The organism is Methanocorpusculum sp. (assembly GCF_030655665.1).
Classification (GTDB): domain Archaea; phylum Halobacteriota; class Methanomicrobia; order Methanomicrobiales; family Methanocorpusculaceae; genus Methanocorpusculum.
Window position 1 is genome coordinate 105,545 of sequence record NZ_JAUSPQ010000003.1, and the last position, 14,404, is coordinate 119,948.

A 14,404-nucleotide genomic window follows, 5' to 3' on the forward strand; every position below is an offset into this window, starting at 1 on the left:
CATCCTTCATACTTCATCCTTCACTCTTGATTCTGGAAAAAAAGATACACCGGAAAATTTTCAGCCACACTCTCTGCCAGAGAGACGTGATGCCAAAATACTCTTGTGTTATTTCTTTCTTTCTAAAAGTATATATAGTTAACTAACGGTCTCGAAAAAAGCCAAAGAAAAAAAATCACGGGGTCATCCTCCTCCCGAAATCATACGTGAAGTATGAAGTATGAAGGATGACGGATGAAGGATGACATTCCCGGAAAAATTACAGCAATGAGACAAAACGCATATCTCAACATCACACCCGAGGAGTTTGAAACCCTCGACAGCATCGCAAAAAACCTCGGCTTCGTCAGCCGCACCGACCTCTTCACCGCCTGTGCCCATCTCCTCATCTACGGAGAAGCCACCGACGGCGAACCCTCTCTCGACCGCATCACTGAGCGGGAACTCCAAAACCTCCACGGACTCAACCAGAAGTTCCTCCTCCAGATGCAGACCTTCATCCAGATCCTCGACGACATCGCCCTCCCCGTCATCGCCATGCGGGGCATCGGGGTCGCCATAAACAATCTCGGACACGACTTCAAGATCCTCATGCTCGAACGCTGCGGCATGGTCCCCGAAGACGCGGACATCCGCGACTGGCTCAAGATCTACCAAAACACCCGCCGGGCGAAGATCATCGAATACCGGACAAAACAGTTCCAGAACATCATCACCCGGGAGGAAGACGAATGAAGCATACTGCCAACAACAAAAAACACAACCACAACACCAACAACCAAAATACCAACAACCACGACAACCAAAACACCAGCCACACCGACACCTACACCAACGACGACGTCTCCATCACCTGTATCGCCGTCGGCACACAAGGCCAAATGATCACCACCCTCTGGATGGTCCGGATCAAAAAAACCGGCTCCGCCTACCTCTACAGCCCTGCAGAGATCGGCGAAATCATCCACAAATACGGAGGCAAAGGCTTCAAACTGGCCGTCTTCCGTGAGGCGGTGGGCACGGTCGAGATCTGGGAGATACACATCCCGAAAAAGGTGATCCAATGACTGCACCCCGGCTACTTCCCGGCATCCGGCTCCAGGACCTCGTCGTCATGACCAAGCTCACATCCCGGGACTGGACCCTCGACCCTGCCAAAGGCGAGTTCATCTCGACCCGGACCGGAAAACCCATCCGGTTCCACACAAACGACGGCGGCTACCAGGTGGTCTCCGTCCGATTCCGGGGACGCCGGGTCATGGTATTGCGGCACCGTGCCGTCTACATCGCCGGAGCCTGCCGGACCTACAGTGATCTCCCGACCGACTTCGATCTCCAGGTCGACCACATAAATGGCGACCTCACCGACTGCCGGTTCGAAAACCTCCGGCTCATCACCGCACGGGAAAACAATCGTCCCCGGTCCGGGTATATGCTCAGGTTTTTCAGCAGTGACGAGGTCGCCAGGCTTCGGGAGAGGTATGCCGCGGGTGTTTCGCCGCAGGAAATGGCCGAGGAGTACGGGGTCACGCGGGGCACGGTCTGGCGGCTCGTGACCCGCCGCACCTATAAGGAGGTGCCGTGATGGACGAGTCTACGCTCACCCCGGTCGCCGCCCCGCTCACGTCGCTTCCGCTTACCCCGGCAGCTCTGGAGATCCTGCTTCTCGAGTGGTGGCCGGCGTCTGAAGACGTTTTCGCCGCGGCGTACCGGTATCAGGAGTTCCTCTACTGTATGAAGGAACTCCGGCTGCTGTTCGAAGCCCGGCATAAGGAGCTGATCGCGGCGATCCGGAGCGTTGGACTCGCGTTAGCGGAGTTCCTCCTCGATATCCCGACAGACGATGTCGTGAATACGGATCTGCTGAAGGACGAACTGCCCGATGTCTATGACGATCTGGTGTTCATCCAGGCGTCGGATGCGAAGCGGTTCATCGGTCTGAAGGCGCTGTATGCGATCTCGGTCGAGACGGCGGGCCGTGACCGGGTGGCGAAGGTCGAGCGGGTGAATCTGCAGGATCTGAAGAAGGCTCTGCCGGCAAACGAGGCGGCGAGGTATGTGAAGAAGGAGCCGCATGAGAGTCTTACGAAGGTGGTGCGGGCCGCGGAATGATGTGGTATGAGCGGGGACCTTTAGGTCCCTTAGCTGAGGCGGGTCGGACGCAAAGCGGACGACATCAGCCGAGCAAGTTTTCGAAGGAAACTTGCGAGCAAACCGAAGGTTTGCGACTGCATACCGGGGATGAAGAGGGGGTTCACCCCCGATGAAGCAATGGTATGAGTATCCGGAATTGCGGGACAAAGAGACGCTTCTTTGGATGCTGCGGAAAGGGATGACACGGGAGGAGATCGCGGAAGTGGTCGGGTGTCCCGAGTCGGCTGTGCGTACCGCGGAGAAGCGGCATACACTTCGAAAGCCCGTGATCATTATGTCTGAGGAGCTTCGGCGAAAGCTGGAACTCTAGGGCTTCATTTTTTTGGCGGGTTGGATGCGAAGCGGAGCGAAGCAGACGACCTTAGCGGAGGCGGAGTGAGCCGACAGGCTCGCTCTTAGCTGAGCAAGTCGATAGACTTGTGAGCAAACCGAAGATTTGCGATGGTGGGTTGCGACGATGTATATTGAAAAGGAGTGGGGATGAGTGGGGATAAGTATAAGATAGTAAACTACTAATTTCATTATATTAGTAGTTGGTAGATTAGTATATGGCTGATGAAAAGAGTGCTGACCGCGATATTCTCATTAAAACTGTAAGCAAACAGCTCACCGGTCTGAAAGGTATACTGCCACTTGAGAAGATGGGTGAATATTATACAAAAAAGGAGTTAAAGTACCGGGTACCGAAGGATCAATGGGAAGAGAACTGGGAGCTTTTAAAACTGACACGGGTATTGTTCTGCAATCATCTGCCGTATAAACCGCTGGATATCACCTATGTTCTTACGCCGGAAATCTCGCGGGAACTGCATGTGTGTGACCAGAATCTCTCTACAGTTTTTTCACAGGGTAGCAAGTCTCTGGAGTCTGCAACGGAATATATTATAGAGGCTTTGTCTGATGAAGCGATCGCTTCGAGTAAGTTAGAAGGGGCTGTTACTACGGAGCTTGTAGCAAAGAATATGCTCCGAAAAAATATTCCTCCAAAGAATAAGGATGAGCAGATGATCGTGAACAATCATCTGGCGATGCAGTTTATCCGGGGCAAGATGGATGATATGCTGACCCCTGAGTTTATCCGGGAGGTTCAGGGTATCGTGACGAAGGATACTCTACGGGATGAGGGTCAGTCAGGGGTTTTCAGGAATGTAAATGATGTGTATGTAAAAGATAAAGTGACCCACGAAGTGATTTATTACCCCCCGAATGCCGAGGAGATCGAGCCGATGATTGCCGCATTGTGCGATTTTGTGAATCATGACAGGAATTATCCAAATGATGGGGATTCATTTGTCCATCCGATTATCGTGGGTATTGCGCTGCATTTTCTGATCGGCTACATCCATCCGTTTTATGATGGTAACGGGAGAACTGCCCGAACGCTCTTTTACTGGTATGTGTTGTCAAGGAAGTATGAGGTGTTTGCATATATTCCGATTTCGAAAATCATTCAGCAGGCACCGGCAAAATACCGGGATGCGTATCTGGCAACGGAGGAGGATGATCTTGATCTGACGTATTTCATTTTGTATAATATCCGGTGCATCAGAAAGGCACGGGAGGCATTGATCCGTCACCTGAAGCTTGAGAGTAGCAGAAAGAGTAATGCAGAGAAGGCAATTTCTGTGTTGTCGGATGTGAGCAAGCGGCAGGCAGCCATCCTTACCTATATGGTTGAGTATAAGACAGAAGAATTTGGCATTAAGGAGATCGCAGACCGGTTTTCGGTGACGTATCAGACGGCAAGGACGGATATGATGCATCTGGCGGATTCGAAGTATCTGAGTGTAAAGAAGAAAGGGAGGGCTTTTTTTTATTCAGTGCGGCCTGAGTGGTTACAAAAAATCGACTAATTTTTTTTGAATTACTAATGAATTACTAATTTGTGTAAATTTAGTAATTGGATACTTTTTACTTATATGCACTGAATGAGAAGGAGGAGGCAGAAGGCCAACTACTAATGAATTACTAATTTGTGTAAATTTAGTAATTGGATACTTTTCACTCATATGCGCTGAATGAGAAGGAGGAGGCAGAAGGCCAACTACTAATAAATTACTAATTTGTGTAAATTTAGTAATTGGATACATTTTACTCATATGCACTGATTGAGAAGGAGGAGGCAGAAGACCAACTACTAATGAATTACTAAGTTGTGTAAATTTAGTAATTGGATATATTTTACTCATATGCACTGACTGAGGAGGAGGAGGCAGAAGGCCAACTACTAATGAATTACTAAGTTGTGTAAATTTAGTAATTGGATACATTTTACTCATATGAACTGAATGGAGGGGAGGGGGGAGGGGGTAATTACTAATGAATTACTAAGTTGTGTAAATTTAGTAGTAAGCCTCATTTCCCCTTATCTGGTGTTTGGGCACATATGCGGCATATTTCCAATTACTAATCTATTACTAATATCTGTTAAATTAGTAATTGGACCTACCTTCTTCCTGACCACCAAAAAATAGGAACGACACCCCCTCCACATACCCCCATATAAACCTACCTTTTTTGGTAAAAATCAACAAAAACTTTACCGCTATCCATCCACCTGACCCATAATTGTATAGAGGTTGGACGGGGCCCCAACTGATCTCGGGAAAGAAAAAACCATGACAGCTGATTTCATTCAGACAGCAATCTCGAAGTCCGCAAAGCGGACTTTCACCGCAGAGTTTACGAACGCCGCCGCGTATGATGCGATCATCGCAGAAATTACGGGCGAAGACAATCCCCTCAGCCTTGCCGAGGTCGAACTCGGTAAGCAGACCTACAAGACCTATGTCGGGTACTTTGACCCGAACACCTCCGAGATGAACGGCAAGGTCCAGGTCACAGCCTACACTCGTGCCGAGTATTCGGCAGCAATCACCGCCCTTACCGGCAGTGCGGATCTCAAGACCGCATTCGGGAACGGCGGTACCGCGGAGACCTCCGAGATCGGTACCGAAGCCACCTGGAATGTCCGCATTTCCGCAAAGCTCGGGACCGACACCTTCCAGATCAGCCTGAATCGGGAGTCGATGACCGTCTCCGGCTATGCCGACGACGCTACCATCGCCGCGGTCGATGCCTGGGCAGACACGAAGCCGGCCCTGAACTGAGGGAGACTGGAGATGCAGATCTCCAGCCGCCTTCGGAAGCTGATCCTTGTGTTCCTCGGGTTTCTCATTATGCTTTTTGGGAAGCTTGTGGAGGAGGCGGGGACCTTTAGGTCCCTCAGCCGAGCAAAGTGAAGCTTTGCGAGTGGGCGGGGACCTTTAGGTCCCTTAGCCGAGGCGGACCGGTCCATAGGACCGGTCTTAGCTGAGCAAATCTCTGATTTGCGACCAAGGCTTTGCCTTGCGAGCAGGTCCCCTCGGACCTGCTTTTTTCAACTGCAGTTAATACTACCAGTTCGATTTTTTTTCCATCTCCGCAGACTGCGCTCACCATCACGAAAGTCACGGATCGACCACTCATTTCAGTATTACGAATTATAAAAAGTGTATTATTTATATTGTACAATAATTAATATCATAACACCAATTGGGCGATACCCCAATACTCCCGGTGGAAAATGACACTCAAACACAATCTCTTTCTCGAAAAACTCCTCAAAAACATCCTCCTATTCGTGGGGGCCATGTTCCTCCTCTCTATTATCGTCTTCGTCTTCTCCCGCCTTGCACCGGGTGACCCCCTTCAGGCATTCTACGGCGACGCAATAGAATCCATGACCACCTCTGAATTAGAGGCTGCACGGGTATACCTGGGGCTTGATGGTTCCATCTTCTCTCAATATATATCCTGGATCACGCATGCATTATCCGGAAACTTTGGCATCTCTCTGCAGTACAAGATACCTGCCATGGATGTGATAGCACCTCTGATTGGCAACACCCTCATTCTGGGTCTCACCGCCTACCTTCTTGTATTCGCGCTTGCCATCCTCCTTGCTATTGCCTGTGCCCTCCACGAAGACACCTTCTTCGACCGGCTCGTTTGCAAAATTGGTACGATAACCTACTTCATCCCTGCCTTCTGGCTGGGTCTTGTCCTCGTTCTCATATTCAGTGTCAACCTCGGCTGGTTCCCTTCGAGCGGTGCATATGATTACGGCATGTCAGGCAACATTCTCAACCGGATCTGGCATCTTATCCTTCCATTGACGGTAATGATCGTGACTCACATCTGGTATTACGCATACATGATCCGAAATAAACTCCTGGACGAAAACAGGAAAGACTATGTTCTTCTCGCCAAAGCGAAAGGTCTTACAAAACGTGCCATCGTCTGGAAACACTCTCTGCGAAACGTTGCCCCCACAATCATCAATCTCATGGCGATCTCTGTCCCGCATGTACTTGGCGGGACCTACATCGCAGAAGCCGTCTTCAATTATCCGGGTATCGGAAATATGTCCGTCATAGCTGCCAAATGTCATGACTACAACCTTCTGATGTTACTGGTACTCATAACCGGGGCACTCGTCATCATAACCAGCATCGTTGCCTATACGATCAACGAAGTCATTGATCCCAGAATGAAAGATGCGGGAGGATCAACATGGGAGAATTAGATTCCTCCCTGTTCGAGATCGTCGGTCCGGATTACCGGACCTGGGAACAACCCGAGCAAAAACCTTCGCTCCTCTTTAAACTCAAACAACTTCCCTGGATCCCGATCGTCATCCTCTCCGCAATCGTTCTCGGATGTATCTTTGCAAACTTTATCAGCAACCATGATCCCTCGATGTATTATCTCAACCACCTCAATGAAGCCCCGAACAGTGAATTCTATTTCGGAACGGACTCGCTTGGCCGGGATATCTACTCTCTCATCTGGTACGGCGGCCGGACCTCACTTCTCGTCGGTCTTCTAGGAACGGCTATGATCACGATACTCGGCATCACCTACGGATGTGTTAACGGTACTGCAGGAACATCCGGCGATATGATCATGCAGCGTTTCGTAGAACTTTTTCACAGCATCCCGACCATTCTTCTGGCGATACTGCTGATAGCCATTATGGGAACACAGAATATCCTTACCATTTCCGTCGTTATCGCAATAACCGGCTGGTTTGCTCTTGCGAGAATCGTCAGGAGTGAAGTCAGGCAGATACGCAATAACGAATACGTCCTCGCCGCAAAGTCGATGGGGTCGAGTTTCGGGCATCTTGTCAGGGTCCATCTGATCCCGAATATCATTCCCGCGATCATGTTCGTCGTCGTATCCAGCATAAGTGCCTGTATCACCATGGAAGCTACCTTAAGTTTCCTTGGTCTCGGTCTTCCCCTTGATATCCTCTCGTGGGGCAGTATGCTCTCACTTGCCAACAGGGCGCTCCTCCTCAATACCTGGTGGGTCATCATCATTCCTGGACTGTTTCTGGTCGTGACCCTCTCCTGTATTACGACGATCGCCAATTGTTTCCGGAAAGAAACAAACAAACGACCCAACAGATTATAACTCCCAAAATATTACTTTTTTATAAATATGTAATATTTATATCATATAGAATACAGATTAGTAACGTCTATTACATATTAATTTTAAAATTCGTATGATCTGAAGATGTCTGCGATGAAAGATCGGATGTGTGTATAGGAAAAATCACGAGTATTATCTCGCTTATGGAAAAATCAACTATGACTAACAAACGTACTGTGGCTATTTTTGCACTCTGTATCTGTGCGGCATTGCTCCTGACTTTTTGTGCAGGATGTACAAACACTTCTGATTCGGGCAATACAGACATGAGTAATACGCTCGTGTATGCCGGAGAATCCGAAGACACGATCAACCCGCTTTTGAACAACCATGAGGAACTTCCCGATCTCATCTTTTCCGGACTGATGAAGTATTCCGGGGATGGAACGCCGGTCGTAGATTTAGCCGAGAGTTATACCTATGACCCGAATACCATGGTCTATACCTTCCACCTCAGAAAAGGGGTGACCTGGCATGACGGCGAGCCGTTCACCGCTGATGATGTTGTATTCACCTATGACACCTTAGTGAATAATGAGAGGCTTTCTGCAAGTATAACCAGCAACTATCAGGATATCGAGAGCATAACTGCGCCGGATGACTACACGGTTGTCATAAAGATGAAGGACTTCAATGCGGCGATGCCCGGGTACTTCACGATCGGCATCATCCCGAAACATCTTCTGGAAGGAAAAGACATCAACACCGACACGTTCAACCAGAACCCTGTCGGTACTGGAAGATATAAATTCGTTGAATGGGATACTGCCGGCGGTATGATCGTTCTTGAGAAGAACACGGCGTATTATGGTAAGATCCCTAACATTGATCGGGTCATCTACAAGACCGTCTCGGTTGAGAGCACCAAAGCAACGATGCTTATGACCGGAGAGGCAGATCTTGCCTGGCTGAATGCAAACTACGCAAAAACCTTTAGAAACAATGATAAATATAAGAACATCGATTTCAAGACCGCGGATTATCGCGGGATGTCTATGGACATGGCCACCGATTTCTGGCAGAAAAACGGTGATTCTATCGGTGTTCTCAACTATGCGATCGACAAGGACGCAGTAGTAAAGAGCGTGCTTGACGGCAGAGGATTCGCGGCATACAGTCCGATCCAGTGCAATGAATATGGAGGAAACACGGCGGCAGATATCTACTCCTACGATCTGACGAAGTTTGCCGACGAGATGGCAAAACTCGGCTGGGTCAAAGGAAGCGACGGTATCTACGAGCGGAACGGTGAAAAGTTCCACTTCACGATCCAGACCCGTGAATATGAAGAAGAGCGTGTCGATATCGCCAACCTCTGTTCCCAGATGCTGAAAGAAGCAGGCGTCGATATGGAAGTCGTTCTTGTTACGAGATTCGACTGGAAGCTTGGATACAACGGTTTCCTCGCCGGATACGCAGCACAGTTCGATCCGGATATGAGCTATTCGAATTATGTGACTGGTGCATCCGGGAACACAATGTCCTACTCCAATCCTCAAGTAGACGCACTGCTTGAAGCCGGACGTCATGAAACCGATGACGCGAAACGTCACACGATCTATGGAGATTTTGAGGTCGCATACGCGGAGGATCCGGGTATCGTTCTTGTATCGTACCTTGACGGAAATTATGTGAGCATCAATGGATTATCCGGTCTTGACACAACAAGAGTTCTCGGTCACCACGCAGTTGGTGTGATGTGGAATATTGAGAATTGGACACTCAACAAATAATTTTTTTATGGATCCGCTTTTACAACTCGAAAACCTGTCGGTGAGTTTTACTACCCCTGATGGGAAAGTCCAGGCCGTGAGAGACGTCAGTCTGGAACTAAACAAGGGCGAGATTCTAGCTATTGTTGGAGAGTCCGGATGCGGAAAGACCGTGATGTGCCAGTCGGTGATGAAACTCCTGCCGAAAAATGCGATCATTGAATCTGGAAAGATCATTGCAGACGGTACGGATATCACGGATTTCAGCGAGAAAAAAATGCGGAAACTCCGGGGGACTCTCTTATCGATGGTCTTCCAGGATCCGATGACGACGCTGAATCCGACAATGCCGATCGGAAAACAGATCACCGAGGCTATCCTTAAGCACCGAAAGGTGAGTAAGGAAGAGGCAAAACAACGGGCCATCGCCCTCTTAGAGCTTATCGGGATCGATAATCCGGTTGAGAGATATTCCCTTCAGCCGCATTTCTTTTCAGGAGGTATGCGGCAGAGGTGCGTTCTTGCTATAGCTCTTGCTTCGGAACCGAAGATCCTTTTTGCCGATGAACCGACAACTTCGCTCGATGTTACGGTCCAGGCGAAGATTTTGGATCTCCTGCTCGACATCCGGGACAAGACCGGGATCTCGATCGTGTTCATCAGTCATGATCTTGGCGTGGTCGCACGTATCGCGGACCGTGTTGCGGTCATGTATGCAGGAAAGATCGTAGAGATCGGGACTGCCGAAGAGGTCTTTTATGATCCCCGTCATCCCTATACCTGGGGTTTGATGCGGGCACTTCCATCTCTTGCAAAGGAGGGGCAGCCCCTCCGTCCCATCCCCGGCATGCCGCCGCTGATGGTGAATCCTCCTCCGGGAGATGCCTTTGCAATCCGGAATGAGTATGCAATGAAGATCGATTATGATATGATGCCCCCGCTGATTGCGGTTTCGCCAACGCATTCTGCCGCCACGTGGCTGCTCGATGAACGGGCCCCAGAGGTCACTCCGCCGATCTCTCTCAAATCCGAGCGTGCCGCATGACTGATGATCCGATTCTTGAAGTCCGCGATCTTACCCAGTATTTCCGGATAAACCGGCAGTTGACCATCAAAGCAGTTGACGGAATAAGTTTTTCCGTGAATGAGGGAGAGGTATTCGGCATTGTGGGTGAGACGGGCTCGGGAAAATCCACGGTTGCCCGTACGTTAATGGGTGTGAATCGGCTAACGAGCGGCGAGATCTTTTTCAAAGGGAATAAGATCTCCGATAAGGATGTGTTCCGGCAGAACAAATCGGATCTGCAGAAGAATATGCAGATCATTTTTCAGGATTCCGCAGCGGCCTTGAATCCCCATATGACTGTTGAACAGATCATTGCCGAGCCTATGACAATCAATAAGGTCATGAAAAGTACTGAGGAGCTTGATGCCCGTATCAAAGAGACGCTGGAAAACGTCGAGCTTTCCGAGCATTACCGAACGAAGTACCCGGGAGAGCTTTCCGGAGGGCAGCGGCAGCGGGTCGCGATCGCACGGGGAATTGCGATCCGGCCCGATCTTATCATTGCAGATGAACCGATTGCATCGCTCGATATCTCCATTCAGGCCCAGATCGTGACACTGTTCCAGCATCTGCAGAAGGAACATCAGTTCACGTTCATTTTCATTGCACACGATCTTTCTCTTATCCGGTTTATCAGTGACAGGACGGCAGTTATGCTGAAGGGAAAGATCGTGGAGATGGCAGAGACGAAAGACCTGTTTGAACATCCGCTTCATCCGTATACAAAGGCACTTCTCTCATCGATACCGGTGCCGGATCCGGATTTTGAACGGAAGAAAAAATCTCTTGAGTATGATACCTCCTCGTTTACCGGAGAGGGAACATTTTCAGAGGTTTCGAAAGGACATTTCCTTTTGGATGGGTAATTGATTATTATGGAAGAAAGTAAACTCAAAGCAGATATCGCGGAAAATTGGAATGCAGAGTCAATGTATTATGATTCCCATGTTTCTCACGGTATAGCAACGGAAGAAGAGAAGCGTCTCTGGATGGAGGCGTTCAACGCAGTTTTACCAAAGAACGACAACCTCCGTATTCTCGATGTAGGGTGCGGGACGGGCGCGATGGGTCTTATTCTCTCGGAGATGGGACACGAGGTGTCCGGCATCGATCTTTCGGAAGGGATGATGGGGGTCGGCCGCAGGAAAGCCGCGGAGCATGATCTTTCCATGACCTTTACCGAGGGGGATGCGGAGTACCCGCCGTTTTCGGATGATACGTTCGATGTCGTGGTCAATCGTCATCTTCTCTGGACCCTTCCTCATCCGGCGACGGCTCTTGAAAACTGGTTCCGCATCACAAAGCCGGGAGGTGTGGTGCTGGTGATCGACGGGGTCTGGGATGACGGATCGTCTATCACGAAAGCCCGCAGGAAGGTGAGTGATATGCTCGCACACAGTCTTGAGGCGCATCCGCACGGAAAACGAAGTTACAGCGAGGAGGTTCGTGCCGCTCTGCCGCATAAAGGCGGCGTCTCTCCTGATGTTGTGCGGACGTATTTTGCAGAGACGGGTTTAGAAGAGGTTGCATGTCTGGATCTGAAACAGATCACGGAGAATCAGTGCAGGCAGCTTCCGTGGTATCGCAAGATCATGAAAATGAGTTCTTATTATCTGATAGCAGGGAGTAAACCGATCTGTGTTGAAGAAGAGGGCGTGCAACAGACATAAACTCCTCTTTTGCATTCCCATTCCCATGGATTTATAGACCAGCACCTCCTTCATTTTATCATATGACACAGGATATTGAGACCATCCTCCGTACCGAAGGCATCGAAACCGCGATCACCTGCGGCAAAGCACACATGATCGCTGAAAAATACCAGATACCTTTAACCGAGATCGGCAGCTGCTGTATCAAAAACAACATCAAGATCTCTCAGTGCATGCTCGGCTGCTTCAAATAATTTTCCGGATCCGCACCGGCTGCATACGTGCGGCAGCATCCAGCGACGTATTCTGGATCAGATCGCTGCTCTGTGCATCCACATAATGTGACGGCATAAACACCGTTTTTTCGAGGATCTCATCCGTGATCCTGGCAGTTCCGCAGAGGATCTTATCTTTGGTTTCGATCTCCACCTCGTCACCCTCCGCGATCCCGAGTTCTTGTGCATCCTCCGGGTGGATCTCGATCCAGTTCGCCGTCTGCGTACTGCTCCGGGTCATCTTCCCGGTATCCCAGTGGAAGATGCACCTCCCCATCGAAAACAGAAACGGAAACTCAGGCGTCGTATTTTCGCAGGTCCGCGCCCACTCCGCAGGAATGAACCGGGCTTTCCCGTTTGCTGTCGCAAACCGTTCGGCATACAGCTGCTCACTTCCTGCTTCAGTGACGGGCCACTGCATACCTTCCGGCCGCCCGACTTCGTCGTATGTCATTCCTGCATAGATCGGGGTCATCCGCACGATCTCGGCAAATATCTCTCCGTATGTTTTCCAGGGAAACTGCTCTGCATACCCCATCTTTTCTGCAAGAAGCGCGAGGATCTTCCAATCCTGCTTTGCCTCCCCCACGCCGTCCTGAGCTTTCTGCAGCCGCTGGACCCGGCGTTCCGTATTCGTCTGGGTCCCGTCCCTTTCTGCAAAACAGACCGCCGGAAATACGACATCGGCAAACTCCGCGGTTTCGTTCAGAAAAATATCCTGGACGACCACGAACTCAAGATGGGAAAACGTCTCCCGGGACTCCGCCAGGTCGGGGCCGGAAAGCACGGGATTCTCGCCGAGAACATACATGGCTTTGATCTCGCCCGTGTTCTTCTGCAGACGATCCATCATTTCCGTACTGTCCAGTCCGCGGATCGGTCCGGCGATCCCCTCAGAAAACTTCCATTCCTGGGAAAACGCCGCATGGACTTTTGGATCATCGACCCGCTGATAGCCGGTAAAGTATTCGGGGAGGATCCCCATATCACAGGCTCCCTGGATGTTGTTCTGCCCCCGAAGGGGCGACATGCCGGCTCCTTTCTTTCCAACGTTTCCAGTCAGAAGCTGGAGATCTGCTATTGTCTGGATAACATCGTCACCCGCGCCAAATTTGGTGACGCCTGTAGAATAGATGATGGAACATCCTTTTGCCGAAGAGATCCATTCTGCGGCCTGGAGGATCGCCTCGGGACTGACCCCTGTTGCCTTGGATACCTGGTCAAGACCGTATGCCGGCTGCATGATCCGGTCATAAAACGCCGCATACCCTTCGGTCCGTGCCGCGATGAACCCGGCATCTTCCCAGCCGTTTGTGCAGATTACCTGCATGATCCCGTTCAGGAGGGCGACATCCGAACCATGGTAAAACTGTATGGCCAGATCAGCGGTCGAGCCGGTGAATGTTTTTCGCGGGTCTGCGCAGATGTATTTTGCGCCGTTCTGCTGTGCCGTGATGATCGCCCGCCCTATGAGGGGGAACTGACGGAACACGTTTGAACCGAGCACGAGGATACAGTCCGATCCGGCTATGTCCGCAATACTGTTTGTCATCGCAGGATAGCCGAACGAGTCGATGAGCGGCTGGACGGTCGATGTGTGGGACAAGCGTTCGCAGTGGTCGATGTTGTTGGTTTTTAAGACGCCGCGTGCGAACTTCATCATGACATAGTTGTCTTCGTTGGATACGCGTGGGGAGGAGAGGACACCGAGTTCCGAAGGAAGGTAGGTTTTCAGATGGTCCGCAGTGTAGGCGAGAGCTTCTTCCCAAGAGACCGTTTCGAGGGTCCCGTTCTTTCTGATCATCGGACGGGTGAGACGGTCCGGGGAATTGACGAATTCGGCGGAGGAGAGACCGCGGGCACAGAGTTTTCCGGCGTTTACCGGTGACCGGGGATAGGGATGCACGCCCCGTACTTGTCCGTTGACTACGGCTAGCGAGAGGCTGCATCCTGTTCCGCAGTAGGGACAGATGGTTCTGACCAGACGAACATCCATGTTATTATGATAATATGTGCGGAGGATTGATATTATTCTTTATACGTCATGACGAAATCGGGTAGATG

At 50.4% G+C, this 14,404-nt stretch carries 16 protein-coding genes; 14 read left to right on the forward strand and 2 right to left on the reverse strand.

Annotated features, from left to right (window positions below; genetic code table 11):
* Positions 1-267: 267 nt before the first annotated feature.
* The 6 genes from Q7J08_RS01115 to Q7J08_RS01140 all read left to right on the forward strand — a co-directional run bounded on the left by Q7J08_RS01115 (position 268) and on the right by Q7J08_RS01140 (position 4,007).
* Positions 268-735: a hypothetical protein gene (locus Q7J08_RS01115; RefSeq protein WP_304909848.1), complete on the forward strand. Its 468-nt coding sequence runs from the start codon at positions 268-270 to the stop codon at positions 733-735.
* Entirely contained in the window at positions 732-1,067 is a 336-nt protein-coding gene (locus tag Q7J08_RS01120; RefSeq protein ID WP_304909849.1) for a hypothetical protein, read from the forward strand. Before Q7J08_RS01115 ends, Q7J08_RS01120 begins: the two co-directional genes overlap by 4 nt.
* Entirely contained in the window at positions 1,064-1,585 is a 522-nt protein-coding gene (locus Q7J08_RS01125; RefSeq protein ID WP_304909850.1) for an HNH endonuclease, read from the forward strand. Before Q7J08_RS01120 ends, Q7J08_RS01125 begins: the two co-directional genes overlap by 4 nt.
* A complete protein-coding gene (locus Q7J08_RS01130) occupies positions 1,585-2,112 on the forward strand; it encodes a hypothetical protein (RefSeq protein WP_304909851.1) in 528 nt (175 codons plus the stop codon). Before Q7J08_RS01125 ends, Q7J08_RS01130 begins: the two co-directional genes overlap by 1 nt.
* A gap of 151 nt (positions 2,113-2,263) precedes the next feature.
* Entirely contained in the window at positions 2,264-2,464 is a 201-nt protein-coding gene (locus Q7J08_RS01135) for a hypothetical protein (protein ID WP_304909852.1), read from the forward strand.
* Between the two features lie 238 nt (positions 2,465-2,702).
* Positions 2,703-4,007 carry a Fic family protein gene (locus Q7J08_RS01140; RefSeq protein ID WP_304909853.1) on the forward strand — a complete coding sequence of 435 codons (1,305 nt, stop codon included), beginning with the start codon at positions 2,703-2,705 and terminating at the stop codon, positions 4,005-4,007.
* On the opposite strand, the gene Q7J08_RS01145 is transcribed toward Q7J08_RS01140, so the two are convergent.
* Complete coding sequence (locus tag Q7J08_RS01145) at positions 3,990-4,424, reverse strand: hypothetical protein (protein WP_304909854.1); 435 nt, start codon at positions 4,422-4,424, stop codon at positions 3,990-3,992. The genes Q7J08_RS01140 and Q7J08_RS01145 overlap by 18 nt on opposite strands.
* 348 nt (positions 4,425-4,772) lie before the next feature.
* Here Q7J08_RS01145 and Q7J08_RS01150 point away from each other — a divergent pair, with 348 nt between their 5' ends.
* From Q7J08_RS01150 to Q7J08_RS01185, 8 genes are all read left to right on the forward strand, one after another.
* Complete coding sequence (locus Q7J08_RS01150) at positions 4,773-5,264, forward strand: glycerol permease (protein ID WP_304909855.1); 492 nt, start codon at positions 4,773-4,775, stop codon at positions 5,262-5,264.
* A gap of 455 nt (positions 5,265-5,719) precedes the next feature.
* The gene (locus Q7J08_RS01155; RefSeq protein WP_304909856.1) at positions 5,720-6,721 is read left to right on the forward strand and encodes an ABC transporter permease; all 1,002 of its coding nucleotides are present in this window, start codon (positions 5,720-5,722) and stop codon (positions 6,719-6,721) included.
* Positions 6,709-7,614 carry an ABC transporter permease gene (locus Q7J08_RS01160; RefSeq protein WP_304909857.1) on the forward strand — a complete coding sequence of 302 codons (906 nt, stop codon included), beginning with the start codon at positions 6,709-6,711 and terminating at the stop codon, positions 7,612-7,614. The genes Q7J08_RS01155 and Q7J08_RS01160 overlap by 13 nt, the downstream gene beginning before the upstream one ends.
* Before the next feature lie 179 nt (positions 7,615-7,793).
* On the forward strand, positions 7,794-9,368 hold the full coding sequence (locus tag Q7J08_RS01165; RefSeq protein WP_304909858.1) for an ABC transporter substrate-binding protein: 1,575 nt from the start codon (positions 7,794-7,796) through the stop codon (positions 9,366-9,368).
* A gap of 7 nt (positions 9,369-9,375) precedes the next feature.
* A complete protein-coding gene (locus tag Q7J08_RS01170) occupies positions 9,376-10,392 on the forward strand; it encodes an ABC transporter ATP-binding protein (RefSeq protein ID WP_304909859.1) in 1,017 nt (338 codons plus the stop codon).
* Complete coding sequence (locus Q7J08_RS01175; protein WP_304909860.1) at positions 10,389-11,279, forward strand: ATP-binding cassette domain-containing protein; 891 nt, start codon at positions 10,389-10,391, stop codon at positions 11,277-11,279. The genes Q7J08_RS01170 and Q7J08_RS01175 overlap by 4 nt, the downstream gene beginning before the upstream one ends.
* Before the next feature lie 9 nt (positions 11,280-11,288).
* On the forward strand, positions 11,289-12,083 hold the full coding sequence (locus tag Q7J08_RS01180; RefSeq protein WP_304909861.1) for a class I SAM-dependent methyltransferase: 795 nt from the start codon (positions 11,289-11,291) through the stop codon (positions 12,081-12,083).
* A 62-nt stretch (positions 12,084-12,145) separates the two neighbouring features.
* Complete coding sequence (locus Q7J08_RS01185; protein ID WP_304909862.1) at positions 12,146-12,319, forward strand: hypothetical protein; 174 nt, start codon at positions 12,146-12,148, stop codon at positions 12,317-12,319.
* On the opposite strand, the gene fdhF is transcribed toward Q7J08_RS01185, so the two are convergent.
* A complete protein-coding gene (gene fdhF / locus Q7J08_RS01190; RefSeq protein ID WP_304909863.1) occupies positions 12,312-14,336 on the reverse strand; it encodes a formate dehydrogenase subunit alpha in 2,025 nt (674 codons plus the stop codon). The genes Q7J08_RS01185 and fdhF overlap by 8 nt on opposite strands.
* Positions 14,337-14,404 lie beyond the last annotated feature (68 nt).